The organism is Dactylosporangium salmoneum (genome assembly GCF_039532525.1).
Lineage (GTDB): Bacteria > Actinomycetota > Actinomycetes > Mycobacteriales > Micromonosporaceae > Dactylosporangium > Dactylosporangium salmoneum.
This window is the reverse complement of the sequence record NZ_BAAARV010000006.1, coordinates 33,773-49,652: the sequence shown is the minus strand read 5'-3', so window position 1 is coordinate 49,652 and position 15,880 is coordinate 33,773. Positions and strand designations below refer to the sequence as shown.

Here is a 15,880-nt window from a genome sequence, read left to right as displayed (position 1 = left end):
TCTCGCGTCGTTCATGGCCAGGGGCGCCAGGTCCCTGGCCAGCCGGCGCAACGTGTGACAACATTGATGTGTGCGTCAGAGATTTGTCACAAATACTCGAGGTCGCGGCCCGCGGCCGATCCGACCCCTCCTACGGCTGCCGTGATGACCGATGCGGCACGCAATACGCGATCTGTCGTTTTCGACCTGTTCGGCGACTTCATCCGCTACGAGGGCGGGGCAATCGGCCTGTCGAAGCTGTGCCAGCTGCTGGCGCCGTTCGAAGTGCAACCCGACGCGGCTCGGGCAACGATGACGCGGCTGCGCACGGAGGGCTGGTTCAGCTCCGAGCGCAGCGGCCGCACGGTCATGTACTCGCTCACCCCAAAGGGGCTGTCCATGTTGGACGAGGGTCGCGAGCGAATCTTCAACCGTGACGACGCCGCATGGGACGGCACCTGGCACCTGGTGACCTACCAGGTGCCCGAGGACCGACGCAGCGTCCGGGACGTGCTTCGCAAGCGCCTGGCCTTCCTGGGGTACGGCGCTCTGGCCCCCGCGACCTGGGTGTCGCCGCGCGATCACGCCGACCGTGTCACGGCACTGGCGAACGAACTGACGGCAGACGAGCCGGGCCTGCACCTGACCCAGCTGACGGCGCGCACCGGCAGCCGGGAAAGCGATCGCGAGATGGCACATCGTTGCTGGCAATTGGCGGAACTGAACGGCCAGTACCGCGACTGGCTCGCCGACTGGCGGCCCACCTTCCCGCGTGTGCACTCGGGTGCCAGCCGTGGTTCGGACGCCCTCGTCACCCGGGTCAACCTGGTGCGAAGCTATCGGCGGTTCCCGTTCGCCGACCCGGGGCTTCCTGCCGAACTGCTGCCGCACCCCTGGCACGGAGACACGGCATGGTCCGAATTCATCGCCGCCTACCGAGCGCTCGGCGCCGAGTCCGGTGCCTGGTTTCGCACAGTTCTGGACGAATAACCAAGCTTCCGGGTCGCGGTGATCGCCGCGACCCGGAATCCGCGCTGAATGAATGACCCGGAGCGCCAACATGGCCTTCTACACTCCCCACATGGACCTTGACCTGCGTCTGGTCCGCTACTTCGTGGCGGTTGCCGAAGAGCTTCATTTCGGCCGGGCGGCTGCGCGTCTGTACATCGCGCAACCGTCGCTTTCCGCCCAGATCCGCCACCTCGAGGAATTGCTGGGCACCCAGCTGCTGGTTCGCACCACCCGCCGCGTCGAGTTGACCCCGGCCGGTGCCCTTTTCCTCGCCCCGGCGCGGCAACTGCTGGCCGCCGCGAGCGAGGCGCTGCGTGCCGCGACCGCGCCGGCACCGGTCCGCGTCGCGACCATCGTCGACGGCCTCGACACCCTTCCGAAGATCCTGCGAGAGATGCGCCGCCTGCATCCGCAGCTGGATGTGGCGCAGGGCATCGCGGGGATGCCACGGCAGCTCGCCGAGGTCGAGGCAGACCGGCTCGATGTCGCGCTCGGACGGCGTACCCGGCTGCCGGTCGGCCTCGCCGGCGAACTCGTCCGATTCGATCCGGTACGGGTGGTCATGCGCGCGGACTCCTCTCTGGCGGCCCGGGATCCCCTGCCGGTCGCCGCGCTCGGCTCGGCACGTTGGGTGTTCGGCAGTACCGAGCACACCCCCGACTGGGTGGATTTCGTGGTCGGCTTCCTGAAGGAAGCGGGCGTCGACCCCGGACCGGTGCGGTGTTCCCAGGTGCCCCTGTCGGCCATCCTCGAGCAGGTCAGCGAGCTGGATGGCGTGTCCGCCTGGCCGGTGTCCTGCCCTGACCCAGGATTCGGCCTTGTCGTACGGCGGCTGGTCGAGCCGACGCCGGTGTTCGAGTGGGAACTCGTCTGGCGGCGGGATGCCGCGAGCCGCCCCGCGGTCACCGCCATGCGCGCCGCGGCTCGCGCGGCCGCAGATCGGTGCGGATGGCTGGATCCGGGGCTGGCCGTCACCAGGGCAGCGGCGTAGGCGGCTGTGGGATGAGCCCACCGGTCCGCTCGATCGCCTCGAACAGGTGCGCGTGCGACTCGTCCATCAGCCGCAACCGCGCAGCCGGGTCTGCCAGCAGGCGGCCGTCTCGCTTGAGAACGCGGCCGGCGACCATGACGGTGTCGACGTTGCCCGCGTGCGCGTGCATGACGACGGCGGCAACCGGGTCGTTGACGGGCAGCATGTTGGGCGCGTCGCCGCGGATCACGATGATGTCGGCTTCCTTGCCGGCGGTGAGGGTGCCGACTCGGGAATCGAGCCCCAGTGCCCGCGCGCCGTTGATGGTCGCGCCTTCCAGGTGGGACAACGCGGACGGGTTGATCAGGTCCGGACCGTGGTATCGCGCGAGCTCCGAATCGTTGCGCAGCATCCGTTCCGTCTGCAGGGCAAGGCGGACTTGTGGAAACAGGTCGCCGGAGTTGTTGGAGATCACGTCGCAACCGAACGTGCACTCGCCGCCGACGGCCATGAACCGCCCGTGCGCCGGGTGCCCCATGCCCATCTGCATTTCGGTCTCCGGCGTGGTGGAGATGGATCCGCCGGTATCGGCGACGCGCCGCAACTCGTCGTCGGTTGTCTGGTTCATGTGCACCCAGACCAGGTCTGGTCCGAGCAGGCCCTCCTGTTCCAGAAAGGCGACCTCCGACACCGGCTGCGGGAACATCACCGCGTTGGCGTGCAAGGTGATCCGCAGGCCGAGGCTCCGGGACGTGGCGACCTCTTGCGTGACGCGCTCGATGCCCGCCACGAGCACATCGCTGAGGCTGATGCCCATCGTGACGAGACCAGCGTCAGACGACAGCTCGTTGGTGCGCAACTTGCGGGCGTGTTCGATGCGCTGGGCGAGGGTATTGAAGTAGACGTCCGCCACCGGCACGTCGTTGAGCCCCAGCGCGAACATGGACCGGATGCCGGACTCCCTGGTCCCCTGCAGCGCCGCGTCGGCGTGTTCCGGGGTATTGATGCAATGCGAGAAGTCGAGGACGGTGGTGACACCGGCATCGATGGCCTCGAGCATGCCGAGGTAGTTCCCGACATACATGTCGTGGGGGCGGTAGTGCACGGCGGCCTGGAAGCGGATCGAGCGAATGTAGTCCTTCAGTGACCAGTCGTACGTGACACCACGCAGCTGCGTCTGCCAGACGTGGCGATGCGTGTCCACCATTCCGGGCATGACGATGCAGCGTGTCGCGTCGACGATGTCGGCGTCCGCGGAAGGGATGTGGTCGGAGACCTCGACGATGCGAGTTCCTTCCACCAGTACATCGGCGCGGCGCGGCCGGTCACCGGGTTCCATCGTCAGCACGAGGCCGTTGCGAATTAGGATGCGATCGGGCATGACAACCTCCTTGTCGCTGCCTGTTTCGGCATGCACAGTCAAACCCCGCGCAGGTTCCTCGGTCCAAGACCTGTTCGAGCGCGTTTAGGAGGCGCTACCTATCACTGGACGCCGCGGCCGGGAGTTCCTCCTGATCTGCGTCATCGTCGCCGTCTCTCCGGTCACGGTCACCTGGTTCGGAGGCGGTGTCGTTGCGCCACCAACTCGCGGTGTTGCAACGCCAACTCGACGAGGTCGGCGTCGTCGCCGCTGAGGCGAGCGAAACGCATGCTCGCCGCGTTCGGCGCCGGGCTGCCTGCCCTGCGGCTCGATTAGATCGGCAGCACGCCGGGCGGGAGCGGCGCGCGCTCCTGGGCGTCGAGGAACGCCTGCACGACGGCGCTGTCGGCCCGGCGGCGCAGCCAGAACAGCGCGACGTGGCGGTGCGCGGTCACCGAGTCGATGGTGCGGATCGTCAGGCCCTCGGTGCTGGTGGTCGCCAGGGCGAGGCGGTTGATGACACCGATGCCGAAGGCGGCGCGCACCAGCGCCACCAGCGTGGTCGGCTGGTCGGTCAGGTACACGATGTTGGCCCGCCCGGCGGCCTCGCCGAGCGTGTTGCGGACGTCGAACCCGCCGCCCTCCTCCTCGGTGCCGGCCGGGTTGCCGATGAGTGGCCGGGCCAGGACGTCCTCGACGCTCACCGTGGCCAGCGCGGCCAAGGGGTCGTGCTCACGCATGACCGCGACGATGTCCTCGTGCCAGATGGTGCGATGGCACAGCGTGGTCTCGCGCATCTTCGGCAGGAGCGGCCGGAAGGCGAGGTCGACGGTGCCGCCGGCGACCATCTCCTCCAGTGTTGCGGCGGTGCCCTCGTGCAGCTCGACGGTGACGCCGGGGTGGCGGGCCTGCAGCTGCTGCAGCACGCCGGGCAGGTACGCCGAGCTGACGCTGGGATAGCTGCCGATGGTCACGTGGGCGACGATGTTGTCGAGCGTGCTGCGCACCGCCTCGACGCCGCGCTGCAGCTCCAGCATGGCCGCCATAGCGTGGCCGCGGAACAGCTCGCCGGCCGCGGTCGTGCGGATCGGCCGGGCCTTACGGTCGAACAGGGTCACGCCGAGCGCGTGCTCCAGCGCCGCGATGTGGGCGCTGACCCGCGACTGCGACAGGTGCAGCGCGACGGTGGCGGCACCGAAGCCGCCCCGGTCCGCCACCGCAAGGAAGCTGCGCAGCCAGGCCGTCTGCAGCGACATGGCGTCGCGCGGGTCACGCGGCGCGAGGTCGATCGCATCGAGATCTTCCGGCTCCTCGGGCGCGCTCATCGGCGGCCGTCCCGCGCCGCCACGACCAGCTCGGCAAAGTGCACGACCCGAGTGCGCAGCCCGACGCGCCGGGCCGCGCTGCTGAGCTGGCGCTGGCAGCCGGGGTTCACCACGACCAGGAAGTCTAGATCCAGTTCGGCGAGCGCGGCCAGCTTCGGGGCGAGCATCCGGCGGCTGTCGCGCGGGCGCAGGATGGCACAGGTGCCGGCGGCGCCGCAGCAGTCGCCCACGCCGTCGCACAGTTGGCAGGAGTCCTGCAGGCCAAGACGGGCCGGCCGGCCGCCGACGCGGATCGGGCCCGGCGGCGGCCGCACCTCGACGTTGGCGGCGCCGACGATGCGGCCGAGGTCGGCGGCGAGCGCGGTCATACCGCCGTCATCCCGCCGTCGACGACGAGGGCGGCGCCGTTGATGAACCGGCCCTCCGGCCCGGCGACGAAGGACACCATGGCGGCGATCTCGTCCGGCGTGCCCATGCGTCCGTCGAGCTGCCGGGCCGCCATCGCCGCCCGGGCGGCCTCCGGGTCGGGCGCGCCGGCGAGGATCTTGCCGACCCATTCGGTTTCCACGGTGCCGGGGCAGATCGCCACGCACCGGATGCCGTCGCGGGCGTGGTCGACGGCGATGGCCCGGGTGAGCCCGATCAGGCCGGCCTTGGAGGCGCAGTACGCGGCCCGGCGGCTCAGCCCGACGAGGCCGCCGACGGACGCGATGTTCACGATCACGCCCCGGCCGCGGTCGAGCATCAGCGGCAGCGTCGCCCGCGTCGTGAGGAACGGGCCGGTGAGGTTTACCGCCAGCACCCGCCCCCAGTCCTCGTCGCTGGTCTCCAGCACGGTCGCGGCCACGCCGATGCCGGCCACGTTCACCAGCACCTCCGGGGCGCCGAAGGTCACCGCGATCTCCCGGGTGACCGAGCCGACCGCGAGCGGGTCGCACAGGTCGAGCTCGAACTCCTGCGCCTTGCCGCCGAAGCCCTCGATGCGGGCACGGGTCTCGGCCAGCCCGGCGACGTCGAGGTCGACCAGGGCGACCCGGTGACCGTCGCGGGCCAGCGACACGGCGGCGGCGCGGCCGATGCCGGAGGCGGCGCCGGTCACGACGGCGACGGCACTCACGAGTACGCCGTCCCTGGCAGCGAGCCGTCCATGGCGTAGCCGCCGTCGACGTCGAGGCAGGCGCCGGTCGTGTAGCACGCCTCGTCGGAGGCGAGGTAGCAGATGGCCGCGGCCACCCACTCCGGCGGCGCGATCTTGCCCAGCGGGATCTTCGCCTCCAGGGCCCGCACAATCTGCGGGGTGTAGATGGGCGCGCTCATCCCGGTACGGGTGGCGCCGGGGCGCACGCAGTTCACGGTGATGCCGTGCGGCGCGAGCTCGGACGCCATCGTGCGGCTCATCGCCTCGAGGCCGCCCTTGGTCGCCGTGTAGGGCGCCGCGTTCGGCTCGGAGACCACGGCGTGCACCGACGAGACGTTGACGATCCGGCCCGGGGTTCGCGTGCCGACCATGATGTGGGCGACGGCCTGGCTCAGGAAGAAGACCCCAGCCAGGTTCACGGCGAGCACGCGGTCCCAGTCCTCGCGCGTCACCTCCAGGAACGGCGCGATGTGCAGGACCCCGGCGACGTTGGCCAGCACGTCGACCCGCCCGGCCTCGGCGCGTAGCCGGGCCGACAGGCGCTCGGGGGCGGCAGGGTCGGCGACGTCGAGCTCGACCGTGTGCAGGCGCTCCGCGACCGCCTCCGGCCACGGGTCGGTGTGCCGCACGTCGACGGCGAAGACCGTGGCCCCCTCGGTCAGCAGCCGCGTCGCCGTGGCCCGGCCGATGCCGGAGTCGGCGCCGGTGACGACCGCGACCTTGTCGCTGAATCTCATCGTGTACCTCTCGTGCCGATCGGAAGAACTATGTTCACAGGACGGCCCCCATCTGCCACGGCACGATCTCGTCGGTGCCGAACCCCAGCGCCTCGGATTTGCTCGGGGCGCCGGAGGCGAGGTCCACGAGAGCCTCGAACAGGCGGATGCCGAAGTGGACCTGCTCGTCGCGCGACATCGCGGGCCCGGCGTCGAAGTCCATGTCGCCGCGCATGCGCTCGAACAACTGCGACGTCGTACTGATCTTGAGGCACGGAGCCGGCCGGGACCCGAACACGGAGCCGCGCCCGGTGGTGAACGCCAGCAGGTTCGCCCCGCCGGCCACCATGCCGGTCGCCGACACCGGGTCGTAGCCGGGAGTGTCCATGAACGTCAGCCCGGCGGCGGTAACCCGCTCGGCGTAGGCGACCACGTCGTTGAGCGGGCTGGTGCCGGCCTTGAGGACGGCACCCAGCGACTTCTCCCAGATCGTCGTGATGCCGCCGACCTTGTTGCCGGTGGACGGGTTGCTGTCCAGCGCGGCCCCGTTGCGCGCCGTGTACTCCTGCCACCACCGGATCAGCTCGTCGATGCGCCCGGCGACCTCCGGCGTCGCGGCCCGGTCGCGCAGCAGGTGCTCGGCACCGTAGATCTCCGGGGTCTCGCCGAGCACGACCCGCCCGCCGGCCGCGACGAGCAGGTCGGCAGCGACGCCGAGCGTCGGGTTCGCGGTCAGGCCCGAGTACGCGTCGCTGCCCCCGCACTGCAGCCCCAGCGTCAGCTCGGCGACCGGGATCGGCTCGCGCCGCAGCGCCGCGACCTCTCCGGCCATCCCCGCGATGCGCTCCAGCGCGGCGTTGACGGTGGCCGCCGTCCCGCCCAGCTCCTGGATGCCGAGCGTCTCGGCCGGGACCGTCGCGCCGAAGACGTGCTCCGGCTGGTTGATCTCGCAGCCGAGGCTGATCGGAAGGACCGCGGCAACATTGGGGTGCGCGGCGTAACCGCGCAGCGTCCGGCGCAGGATCTCGTCCCCCGGCGTGCCCTCGGCCAGCCCGCAGCCCAGGCCATGGGTCAGCGCGATCACACCGTCCAGGCCGGGCAGGCCCGCGTGCGCGGCATTGGCGGCCTGCGCAACCAGGCGCGCGACCGTCGCCGAACAGTTGACGGTCGGCAGCACCGCGATGTAGTTGCGCGTCGCCGCCCGGCCGTCGGGTCGGCGGTAGCCGAGGAAGTGCTCGCGGGTCGGCGCGGCCGGCGGCCGCCACGACCCGCCGGCGCGGTGCGCCGCGCCGGGGCCGGCGTGCGGCCCGATGCCAAGATTGTGCACGTGGACGTGGGCGCCGGCCGGGATGTCGCGCCGGGCCGTGCCGATCACCTCGCCGTACTTGCGCACCGGGGCGCCCGCGGCGACGGCCCGGACGGCGACCTTGTGCCCCGCCGGGATGTCGTCGGCCGCGGCGACCACGCCTGCGGCGGTGCGCACCGGCGTGCCCCGTTCGACGTCGGCCAGGACGAGGCCGACGTCGTCGACGCCGGGCCGGGGCACCAGCGGTTCCACGACGCCGGCCGGCGCGGTCGTCGTCATGAAAGCACTCTTTCGGAACCGGAACCGGTGGTTGGAATCGCCTGCGGCTGCGTCATGCCGTCGACCATAGGTCTGCGCGGGCCCGCAGCGAAGCGTGAGTAACGAAACGGCGCGATCCGTATCGCGAATGCTGCGGCGATCCGATTTCCGGATGATCGCGTGCCGAAACATGCGCTTCACCGGCATGATCGCCGGGCGTAGCGTCAGCGGCACCTTGAGCCCGATTCAGCCAATTCGAAATTGTAGCGGGAGGCGTTAGATGTCCGAGCCGGCGATCTCGGTCGGCAACGTGTCGAAGTCCTTCGGCGGCATCACCGCCGTGGACCGCGTCTCGTTCACCGTCTCCGGCGGCGAGGTCGTCGCGCTGGTCGGGGAGAACGGCGCCGGCAAGTCCACCATCAAGAACATCATCGGCGGGACGCTGCGACCCGACGCCGGGCACGTCCATCACGCCGCCGGCGTCGCCACGGTACACCAGGAGACCAGCCTGTTCCCCGACCTCACCGTCGCCGAGAACGTGTTCATCGACCGGCTGCGCGAGGCCGGCCGCGCGACGGTCCGCCCCGCCCGCCTGCGCCGGGCGGCCGCGCCCGTGCTCCGCCGCGTCGGGGCCGGCTTCGGACCGGAGACGGTCGTGCGCGACCTGTCGGCCGGGCAGCGCCAGCTGGTGGAGATCGCCAAGGCGCTGGCCACCGGCCCGCGGGCGATCGTGTTCGACGAACCGACCGCCTCGCTCAACCTTGTCGAGCGCGAGCTGGTCATGGGCATCGTCGAGCAGCTGCGCGCCGACGGCGTCGCCGTCCTCTACATCTCGCACTACCTGGAGGAGATAGCCCGGCTCAGCCAGCGCGTCGTGGTCATGCGCGACGGGCGCGTGGTGGCCGACCGCCCGACGCGCGAGCTCGACCGGGCCGCGCTCGAGTCGCTCATGGTGGGCCGGGAGCTCGCCAGGGGCTACCCGGTGCCGGCGCCTCCGCGGGCGGCGACGGCGCTGTCGGTGCGTGACCTGGGCGACGGCGCCCGGGTCGCCGGCGTCTCGTTCGACGTCGCCGAAGGAGAGATCTTCGGCCTGGCCGGCCTGATGGGCTCGGGCCGCACGGAGGTGGCGCGGGCGGTCTTCGGCCTGGCCGGCGCGATCGGGCAAGTCGAGGTAGGCGGCCGGGCGCTGCGGCGCGGCAGCGCCCGCGCCGCCATCGCGGCCGGCCTGGCGTTCGTCACCGAGGACCGCCGGCACGAGGGGCTGTTCCTGGACCGGCCGATCCGCGAGAGCCTGTCGATCGTCGACCTGCCCGCGGTCTGCCGGTCCCGCCGCCTCGGCTGGCTCGACGGCGGCCGCGAGCGGCGCCTGACCGAGGAGCTGGCCGGCCGGGTCCGCTTGGTCGCCCGCGGCGGCCTCGGCGCCGGCGGCGGTTCGCTGAGCGGCGGCAACCAGCAGAAGGTCGTCCTGGCCAAATGGCTGGTGCGCCGGCCGCGCGTGATCATCCTCGACGAGCCGACCCGCGGCATCGACGTGGGCGCCAAGGCCGAGATCTACCGGCTGCTCGTCGACCTGGCCCGCGACGGCACCGCGATCCTGCTCATCAGCTCGGAGATGGAGGAGGTACTGGGGCTCAGCCACCGCGTCGGCGTCATGCACGACGGCCGCCTCGCCGGCATCCTCGAGGGGTCCCGGGCCACGCAGCACGCCGTCATCCGGCTCGCCACCGGGGGCACCGCATGAGCGCCCGCCTGTGGGCCGCGGTGCGGCGCGAGCCGCTGCTGCCGGTGCTGGTCGTGCTGCTGATCGGGCTGTCGCTGGCGTACCACGAGTTCGCCACCGTGGCCAACGTCCGCAACATCGCCGTGCAGGCGAGCCCGCTGATCGTCGCCGCGGTCGGGATGACCTTCGTGATCATGACCGGCGGGATCGACCTGTCCGTCGGGTCGATGCTGTTCCTCGCCGCGGCGATCGAGACGGGCGGGGGCCTGGCCGGCCGCCCCGCCGCCGTGGTCTTCGCCGTCGTCGCGGTCGCCGGCGTCGCCATGGGCCTGCTCAACGGGCTGGCCGTCGCCCTTACCCGGGTGCCCGCGCTCGTCGTCACCCTCGCCACGATGCAGGTGTTCCGCGGCGCGGGCGGCCACGTCACCGGGCAACAGAACATCGACCTGCCGGCGGGGCTGCGGGGCATCGGCACCGCCGTCGTGCTCGGGGTGCCGGTGCCGGTTCTGCTCGCGGCGACGGTCGCGCTCGCCGGGGTGTTCGTCTTCGGTCGTACGACGTTCGGGCGGTACGTCCAGGCGGTGGGCTCCAGCCCGGAGGCGGCCGCCAACGCCGGCCTGCCCGTCCGCGGGGTCCTCGTCGGCGCGTACGCGGTGGCCGGCCTGCTGGCCGCGGTCGCCTCGCTCGCCCAGACGGCCCGGCTCGGCGCCGTGCAGCCGTCGATCGGCCAGGGCTACGAGCTGACCGTCATCACGGCCGTGGTCCTGGGCGGCACCACCCTGCTCGGCGGGCGGGGCAGCATCGGCGGCACCGTCCTCGGCGCGCTCGTGCTCACGACCGTGCAGACCGGCCTCGTGTTCTCCGGCGCCTCGCCGTACGTCTTCGACATCGTCCGCGGCGGCGTGCTGCTCGCCGCGGTCCTCGCCGCCGGCGCCCGCTGGACGCGCCGGCGCCGTTCCCCCGCACCCCCTTCCCCCAACGTCGCATTGGAGTTGTCGTGAAACGGTTCCGCGTAGCACCCCTCCTGGCCGCGGCCGCCGCCGCGTCGCTGTTGCTCGCCGCCTGCGGCTCCGCCAAGGACTCGGGCTCATCCAACGGGTCGGCCGGGAAGAAGCGCACCATTGGGGTGAGCTTCGACCTGCTCAATGCGATCCGCCAGGCCGAGAAGGCATCGATCCAGAAGGCCGCGGACGCCGCCGGATACGCCGTCGAGTTCGCCGTCGCCGACCAGGACGCCCAGAAGCAGGCCGCCCAGATCCAGGACTTCATCCAGACGAAGAAGGTCGACGCGGTCGTCGTCATCGCGCAGGACGGCCAGCAGATCGCCTCGTCGGCCAGCCTCGCCAAGGCCCGCAACGTCCCGTTCCTGGCCATCGACCGCGCGGTCGCCGACCAGCAGAACATCACGTTCCAGATCACCGGCGATGCGGTGGCCGACGGCAAGCTGGTCGCCGCCGAGTTCCTCGCCGCGGCGAAGACCACGCCGCTGCGGGTGCTCGAGCTGGTCGGCGGCCTCACCGACCAGAACGCCATCGGCCGCCGCGACGGGTTCAACGCCGCGATCGCCGCCGGGACGGGCGTCACCATCGTGAGCCAGGTGCCGACCGACTGGAAGCCCGAGCAGGCCCTCGACGGCACCTCGAACGCGCTGCAGAAGGACCCCACGATCAACGCCATCTACTCGCCGTCGGACTTCCTGCTGCCCTCGGTGCAGTCGGCGCTGATCGCGGCCGGCCGGCTCGCGCCGATCGGCGACCCCAAGCACGTCTTCCTGGTGACCATCGACGGCGACCAGAACGGCTGCAAGGCCATGCGGGCCAAGACCCTCGACGCCGACATCGCCACACCCGTCGACGACTTCGGCAAGCAGGCCGTCGCGGCGGTCACCACGGCGCTCGGCGGCAAGCCGATCGACCCGAAGAGCGTCCAGGCCAAGGGGCTCACCCTCAACCAGGCCAACTACGCCACGACCAGCGCACAGGTGTGGGGCTGTGCGTCCTGAGTCCACCCGCACGGAGGGCTCCGCCGTGGAGCCCTCCGCCGCGGCCCCCGCCACTCGGGGCGGCCGCGCCCGCCCCGAGTGGCTCGCCGACCTCGCGATGCTGCCCGCCCTGCTGGGCCTGGTCGCGGTCCTCGGCGTCGTCACCGACGGCCTGCTCACGCCCTCAAATCTGATCAACGTGCTGAGCCAGTCGGCGGTCGTCGCCATCGCGGCGATCGGCGCGACGTTCGTGATCCTGACCGGCGGGATCGACCTGTCGACGGGCAGCGTGATCGGGGCCGGCGGGGTCGCCGGCGCCGCGGTCCTCGTCGGCACCGGCAGCCTGGCCGCCGGCGTCGCCGCCGGCCTGGCGACGGGGACCGCGATCGGCGCGCTGATCGGGCTCGTCGTGGCGCGGCTCGGGGTCGTGCCGTTCGCCGTGACGCTCGCCGCGCTCTACGTCGTCGGCGGCGCCACCACCCTGCTCAGCCACGGCCGGACGATCGCGCCGGTGCCCGTCGGCTTCATCCGCTTCAGCATCGACGGCCCGGCCGGCGTGCCGGGCGCCGTCTGGCTCGCCCTCGTGCTGTACGTCGTCGCCCAGGTCGCGCTGACACGCACCGCGTGGGGCCGCCGGGTGCTGCACGTGGGGGCCAACGCCGAGGTCGCGCGCATCAGCGGCGTTGACGTCGCCCGCATCCGGATCTCCGTCTACGCCGCCGCCGGGCTCTGCTCGGCGATCGCCGGCCTGGTGCTGACCTCGGGGCTGGCCGGGGCCGGGGCGAGCATGGGCGGCCCGCTGCTGCTCAACATCGTCGGCGCCGTCGTCCTGGGCGGCACCCGCCTCACCGGCGGCCGCGGCAGCCTGCTGCGCACCGGCATCGGCGTGTTGTTCCTCGGGTTCCTGTCCAATGGGATGAGCCTTCTCGGACTGCCCAGCTTCGATCAACAGATGGTCACCGGTGCATTCATTTTCGTAGCCGCCGCGGCCAACGGGTTCGGGTGGTGGCGCCGGCGCATTCGTCATACAGATCGGTCAATTCCGAAAGACGCGATCGACGCATAAGGGAGACGTCGCTAGCTTCATTTCCGACCGGTTGAATCCGCCTTACCGGAAAGGAAAGCCATGGCCGTCAAAACGCATGGCCGCAAACGGAGACTGCTGAGCTTCGCGGCCGCCGTGCTCACCGCGCTCACCTCCGCCGCGCTGACGGTGGTGACCGCCGCCGCCCCGGCGGCCGCCGCCGCGCCGCTGGACCCCAGCCAGTTCCACGGCGTGCACTGGTCGCGCCTCGGGGACAACTTCAGCCCCGACCGGCTCGTGCTGCAGGGGCTCTCGGCGAGCGACGACTACAACGCCGCCCGCAGCAAGGCCGACGCCATGTTCGCCGCGTTCGCCAGCGGCCTGGGCGCCAACACCGTCCGGCTGCCGATCAACCCGGCGACCACCAGCTGGAACACGTACAACGGGGTCATCGACGCCGCCACCGCCCGCGGCTTCAAGGTCATCCTCTGCTACTGGTCCCAGGACGGCACCAACATGGTGCCCGCGAGCCTGCTGCCGGCGTGGAACCAGATGTGGGACACCCTCGCCACCCGCTACCGCGGCAACCCGCTGATCTACTTCGACCCGATCAACGAGCCCATCGGCTTCAACACGACGCAGTGGCTGGACTTCGCCGCCACCTGGATCGCCCGCATGAACGCGGACGGCCTGACCAACGACCGGCTGTTCATCGAGGGCGCCCAGCTCGACGGCGGCGGCTGGGGCAGCGACCTGCGGCCGCTGTGCAACGACGCCCGCTTCAACGGGGTGTACCTCGCCATGCACCGCTACGCCTTCCCGTACGGCTCGCGGACGTACGCCCAGTGGGTCAGCGACATCACGAGCCTCTTCGGTAACTGTGCCTCGCGGACGGTCATCGAGGAGTTCGGCGCATCGGCGGACACCGGCGTCGACTTCAACGCGCAGCCCAGCGGCACGACCGACAAGGAGGTCGCGTACCTGCGGGCGGTCACTGACGTCGCCCGCCAGTACCACCTCGGCACGATCTGGTGCCACACCATCGGCGGGCGCACCACGACCCCCGACCACGACACCCTGAACAACCAGCGGCTGGCAAGCGCCTTCCCCGGCGGATCGGGCAACGTGCCGCTGTGGACGCCCAACACGACTGCCGTGGACCGGCTCCAGTACTCCTGGGGCTCCCTCGGCTCGGCCACGACCGAGCTGCGCAACGCCAGCTTCAACGCCTGCCTCGACGTGCCCGGCTCCTCGCAGGCGAACGACGTGCAGCTCCAGGTGCTGGCCTGCCAGAACGGCACCAGCCAGCGCTGGACCCGCCAGGCCAACGGGACGATCACCGTCTACAACGGCACGAAGTGCCTGGACGCCTTCGGATTCGGCAAGACCAACGGCACCCGCGTCGTCATCCACGACTGTCTGGGCGGGGCCAACCAGCAGTGGCGCCTCTTCTCCGACGGCACCATCCGCGGGGTCGACTCGCACCTGTGCCTCGACGCCGATCTCGGCACGCGGAACCTGCAGCTGTGGGCCTGCGGCACCGGCACCAACCAGCAGTGGCGGCAGTTCGGCTCGTCGGTGGGCCTGCGCGCCCACGCCAACGGCCGGATCGTCACCGCCGAGTCGGCCGGCGCTCAGCCACTGATCGCCAACCGGCCGGTCGTCGACGGCTGGGAAACGTTCGACCTCATCGACAACGCCGACGGCAGCGTGAGCCTGCGGGCGCACGCCAACAACCGCTACGTCGATGCCCCGAACGGCGGCGCGTCCTCGCTCATCGCCGACTCCACCGTCATCGACGCGGCCCAGTCGTTCGACGTCGTCTACAACACCGACGGCAGCATCAGCCTGCGCGCCCGTGTCAACGGCCGACTCGTGACCGCGGAGTCGGCCGGCGCCCAGCCGCTGATCGCCAACCGCACCGCCGTCGGCCCGTGGGAAGAGTTCGACCTGCTCGTGTAGCGCATCGACCGGCCGCGGCGGCACGATCTATGCTGCGGCCGGTCGTGCCGTCCCCAGGAGGCATTCATGCATCGCATCGACGCTCACCAGCATTTTTGGGACCCGGCCCGGTACACCTATCCCTGGATGGCGGGCGCAGCCATGGACCCCGTACGCCGCGCGTTCGGCCCGGACGACCTGCGGCCGGCCCTGCACGCGGCCGGCATCGACGCGACCGTCCTCGTGCAGACGCTGTCCAGCCTCGCCGAGACCCGCGAGTTCCTGGCTGTGGCGGCCGCGACCGACACGGTCCGCGGTGTCGTGGGCTGGGTCGACCTGACCTCCCCGGCGGTTGGCGACGACCTCGACGAACTGCTCGACGGGCCCGCCGGCCGGTGGCTGGTCGGCGTACGCCACCAGGTCCACGACGAGCCGGACCCGGACTGGCTGCGCCGCGACGACGTCCGGCGCGGCCTGGCCGCCGTGCAGAGCCGCGGCCTCGCCTACGACCTGCTGGTACGGGCCCGGGAGCTGCCGGCGGCGATCGAGGTGGTACGGCGCCTGCCCGGGCTGCCGTTCGTCCTCGACCACACCGCCAAGCCGCGCATCGCCGGCGGCCGCGACGAGCCCTGGTCGCGGGCCATGCCGGAGCTCGCCGCGCAGCCGAACGTGTCGGTCAAGCTCTCCGGCATGATCACCGAGGCCGACTGGGCCGGGTGGACGCCGGACGACCTACGCCCGTTCGTCGAGCGGGTCGTGGACTGGTTCACGCCCCGGCGCCTGCTCTTCGGCTCCGACTGGCCCGTCTGCCTGCTCGCCGGCTCCTACAAGGACGTGCTGGACGGCTTGACGGCCGCCCTCCCCGCCCTGAGCCCGGCCGAGTTCGACCAGCTCTTCGGCGGCAACGCGGCCCGCGTCTACGGCCTCGACGTGCTGCTGTAGCCCGTCATGTCCTACATGCCATCCACACTGCGTACATCGCGCTTCGTGCCGTCCAGCTTGTCCCGCAGTTTCCGGCTCGGACTACGGACGTCGTTTTGAGCCGCGATGCGTGGACCCTTTACCCGGCCGGTTCATGCTTGAGGCGACCTGGGAGAACGTGCCTGAGCACGACGCTGGGACCTCCGGCTACTGAGGGTTGTTGCGGTGGC

14 protein-coding genes are annotated in these 15,880 nt (G+C 71.6%); 8 read left to right on the top strand and 6 right to left on the bottom strand.

Annotation, left to right across the window (positions count from 1 at the left end):
- Window positions 1-144: 144 nt before the first annotated feature.
- A complete protein-coding gene (locus tag ABD352_RS05090) occupies window positions 145-969 on the top strand; it encodes a PaaX family transcriptional regulator (protein ID WP_344611027.1) in 825 nt (274 codons plus the stop codon).
- A gap of 91 nt (window positions 970-1,060) precedes the next feature.
- Window positions 1,061-1,981, top strand: coding sequence for a LysR family transcriptional regulator (locus tag ABD352_RS05085; RefSeq protein ID WP_344611026.1), 921 nt, complete (start codon window positions 1,061-1,063; stop codon window positions 1,979-1,981).
- Here the strand turns inward: ABD352_RS05085 and ABD352_RS05080 are convergent.
- The 6 genes from ABD352_RS05080 to ABD352_RS05055 form a co-directional block, all read right to left on the bottom strand.
- Window positions 1,962-3,341: an amidohydrolase family protein gene (locus ABD352_RS05080; RefSeq protein ID WP_344611025.1), complete on the bottom strand. Its 1,380-nt coding sequence runs from the start codon at window positions 3,339-3,341 to the stop codon at window positions 1,962-1,964. The genes ABD352_RS05085 and ABD352_RS05080 overlap by 20 nt on opposite strands.
- 311 nt (window positions 3,342-3,652) lie before the next feature.
- The gene (locus ABD352_RS05075) at window positions 3,653-4,645 is read right to left on the bottom strand and encodes a LysR family transcriptional regulator (protein WP_344611024.1); all 993 of its coding nucleotides are present in this window, start codon (window positions 4,643-4,645) and stop codon (window positions 3,653-3,655) included.
- Window positions 4,642-5,013 carry a heterodisulfide reductase-related iron-sulfur binding cluster gene (locus ABD352_RS05070; RefSeq protein WP_344611023.1) on the bottom strand — a complete coding sequence of 124 codons (372 nt, stop codon included), beginning with the start codon at window positions 5,011-5,013 and terminating at the stop codon, window positions 4,642-4,644. The genes ABD352_RS05075 and ABD352_RS05070 overlap by 4 nt, the downstream gene beginning before the upstream one ends.
- Entirely contained in the window at window positions 5,010-5,762 is a 753-nt protein-coding gene (locus tag ABD352_RS05065; protein ID WP_344611022.1) for an SDR family NAD(P)-dependent oxidoreductase, read from the bottom strand. Before ABD352_RS05065 ends, ABD352_RS05070 begins: the two co-directional genes overlap by 4 nt.
- Window positions 5,759-6,520 carry an SDR family NAD(P)-dependent oxidoreductase gene (locus ABD352_RS05060; protein WP_344611021.1) on the bottom strand — a complete coding sequence of 254 codons (762 nt, stop codon included), beginning with the start codon at window positions 6,518-6,520 and terminating at the stop codon, window positions 5,759-5,761. The genes ABD352_RS05065 and ABD352_RS05060 overlap by 4 nt, the downstream gene beginning before the upstream one ends.
- 34 nt (window positions 6,521-6,554) lie before the next feature.
- Window positions 6,555-8,084 (bottom strand): UxaA family hydrolase, encoded by a 1,530-nt coding sequence (locus ABD352_RS05055; protein WP_344611020.1) that lies wholly within the window; start codon window positions 8,082-8,084, stop codon window positions 6,555-6,557.
- Between the two features lie 259 nt (window positions 8,085-8,343).
- On the opposite strand from ABD352_RS05055, the gene ABD352_RS05050 reads away from it, so the two are divergent.
- The 6 genes from ABD352_RS05050 to ABD352_RS05025 all read left to right on the top strand — a co-directional run bounded on the left by ABD352_RS05050 (window position 8,344) and on the right by ABD352_RS05025 (window position 15,671).
- Window positions 8,344-9,804, top strand: coding sequence for a sugar ABC transporter ATP-binding protein (locus tag ABD352_RS05050; protein WP_344611019.1), 1,461 nt, complete (start codon window positions 8,344-8,346; stop codon window positions 9,802-9,804).
- Complete coding sequence (locus ABD352_RS05045) at window positions 9,801-10,784, top strand: ABC transporter permease (protein WP_344611018.1); 984 nt, start codon at window positions 9,801-9,803, stop codon at window positions 10,782-10,784. The genes ABD352_RS05050 and ABD352_RS05045 overlap by 4 nt, the downstream gene beginning before the upstream one ends.
- Complete coding sequence (locus ABD352_RS05040) at window positions 10,781-11,785, top strand: sugar ABC transporter substrate-binding protein (RefSeq protein ID WP_344611017.1); 1,005 nt, start codon at window positions 10,781-10,783, stop codon at window positions 11,783-11,785. The genes ABD352_RS05045 and ABD352_RS05040 overlap by 4 nt, the downstream gene beginning before the upstream one ends.
- Window positions 11,775-12,830: an ABC transporter permease gene (locus ABD352_RS05035; protein WP_344611016.1), complete on the top strand. Its 1,056-nt coding sequence runs from the start codon at window positions 11,775-11,777 to the stop codon at window positions 12,828-12,830. Before ABD352_RS05040 ends, ABD352_RS05035 begins: the two co-directional genes overlap by 11 nt.
- 60 nt (window positions 12,831-12,890) lie before the next feature.
- Window positions 12,891-14,750, top strand: a complete 1,860-nt coding sequence (locus ABD352_RS05030; RefSeq protein ID WP_344611015.1) for a ricin-type beta-trefoil lectin domain protein — start codon at window positions 12,891-12,893, stop codon at window positions 14,748-14,750.
- A 66-nt stretch (window positions 14,751-14,816) separates the two neighbouring features.
- A complete protein-coding gene (locus ABD352_RS05025; RefSeq protein ID WP_344611014.1) occupies window positions 14,817-15,671 on the top strand; it encodes an amidohydrolase family protein in 855 nt (284 codons plus the stop codon).
- The last annotated feature ends 209 nt before the right edge of the window (window positions 15,672-15,880 follow it).

Excerpts from the sequence above, each read along its gene's own strand:
- ABD352_RS05050 (WP_344611019.1), top strand. The coding sequence starts at position 8,344 with ATGTCCGAGCCGGCGATCTCGGTCGGCAACGTGTCGAAGTCCTTCGGC.
- ABD352_RS05075 (WP_344611024.1), bottom strand. The coding sequence starts at position 4,645 with ATGAGCGCGCCCGAGGAGCCGGAAGATCTCGATGCGATCGACCTCGCG.
- ABD352_RS05090 (WP_344611027.1), top strand. The coding sequence starts at position 145 with ATGACCGATGCGGCACGCAATACGCGATCTGTCGTTTTCGACCTGTTC.
- ABD352_RS05045 (WP_344611018.1), top strand. The coding sequence starts at position 9,801 with ATGAGCGCCCGCCTGTGGGCCGCGGTGCGGCGCGAGCCGCTGCTGCCG.
- ABD352_RS05025 (WP_344611014.1), top strand. The coding sequence starts at position 14,817 with ATGCATCGCATCGACGCTCACCAGCATTTTTGGGACCCGGCCCGGTAC.
- ABD352_RS05085 (WP_344611026.1), top strand. The coding sequence starts at position 1,061 with ATGGACCTTGACCTGCGTCTGGTCCGCTACTTCGTGGCGGTTGCCGAA.
- ABD352_RS05080 (WP_344611025.1), bottom strand. The coding sequence starts at position 3,341 with ATGCCCGATCGCATCCTAATTCGCAACGGCCTCGTGCTGACGATGGAA.
- ABD352_RS05030 (WP_344611015.1), top strand. The coding sequence starts at position 12,891 with ATGGCCGTCAAAACGCATGGCCGCAAACGGAGACTGCTGAGCTTCGCG.
- ABD352_RS05055 (WP_344611020.1), bottom strand. The coding sequence starts at position 8,084 with ATGACGACGACCGCGCCGGCCGGCGTCGTGGAACCGCTGGTGCCCCGG.
- ABD352_RS05070 (WP_344611023.1), bottom strand. The coding sequence starts at position 5,013 with ATGACCGCGCTCGCCGCCGACCTCGGCCGCATCGTCGGCGCCGCCAAC.
- ABD352_RS05060 (WP_344611021.1), bottom strand. The coding sequence starts at position 6,520 with ATGAGATTCAGCGACAAGGTCGCGGTCGTCACCGGCGCCGACTCCGGC.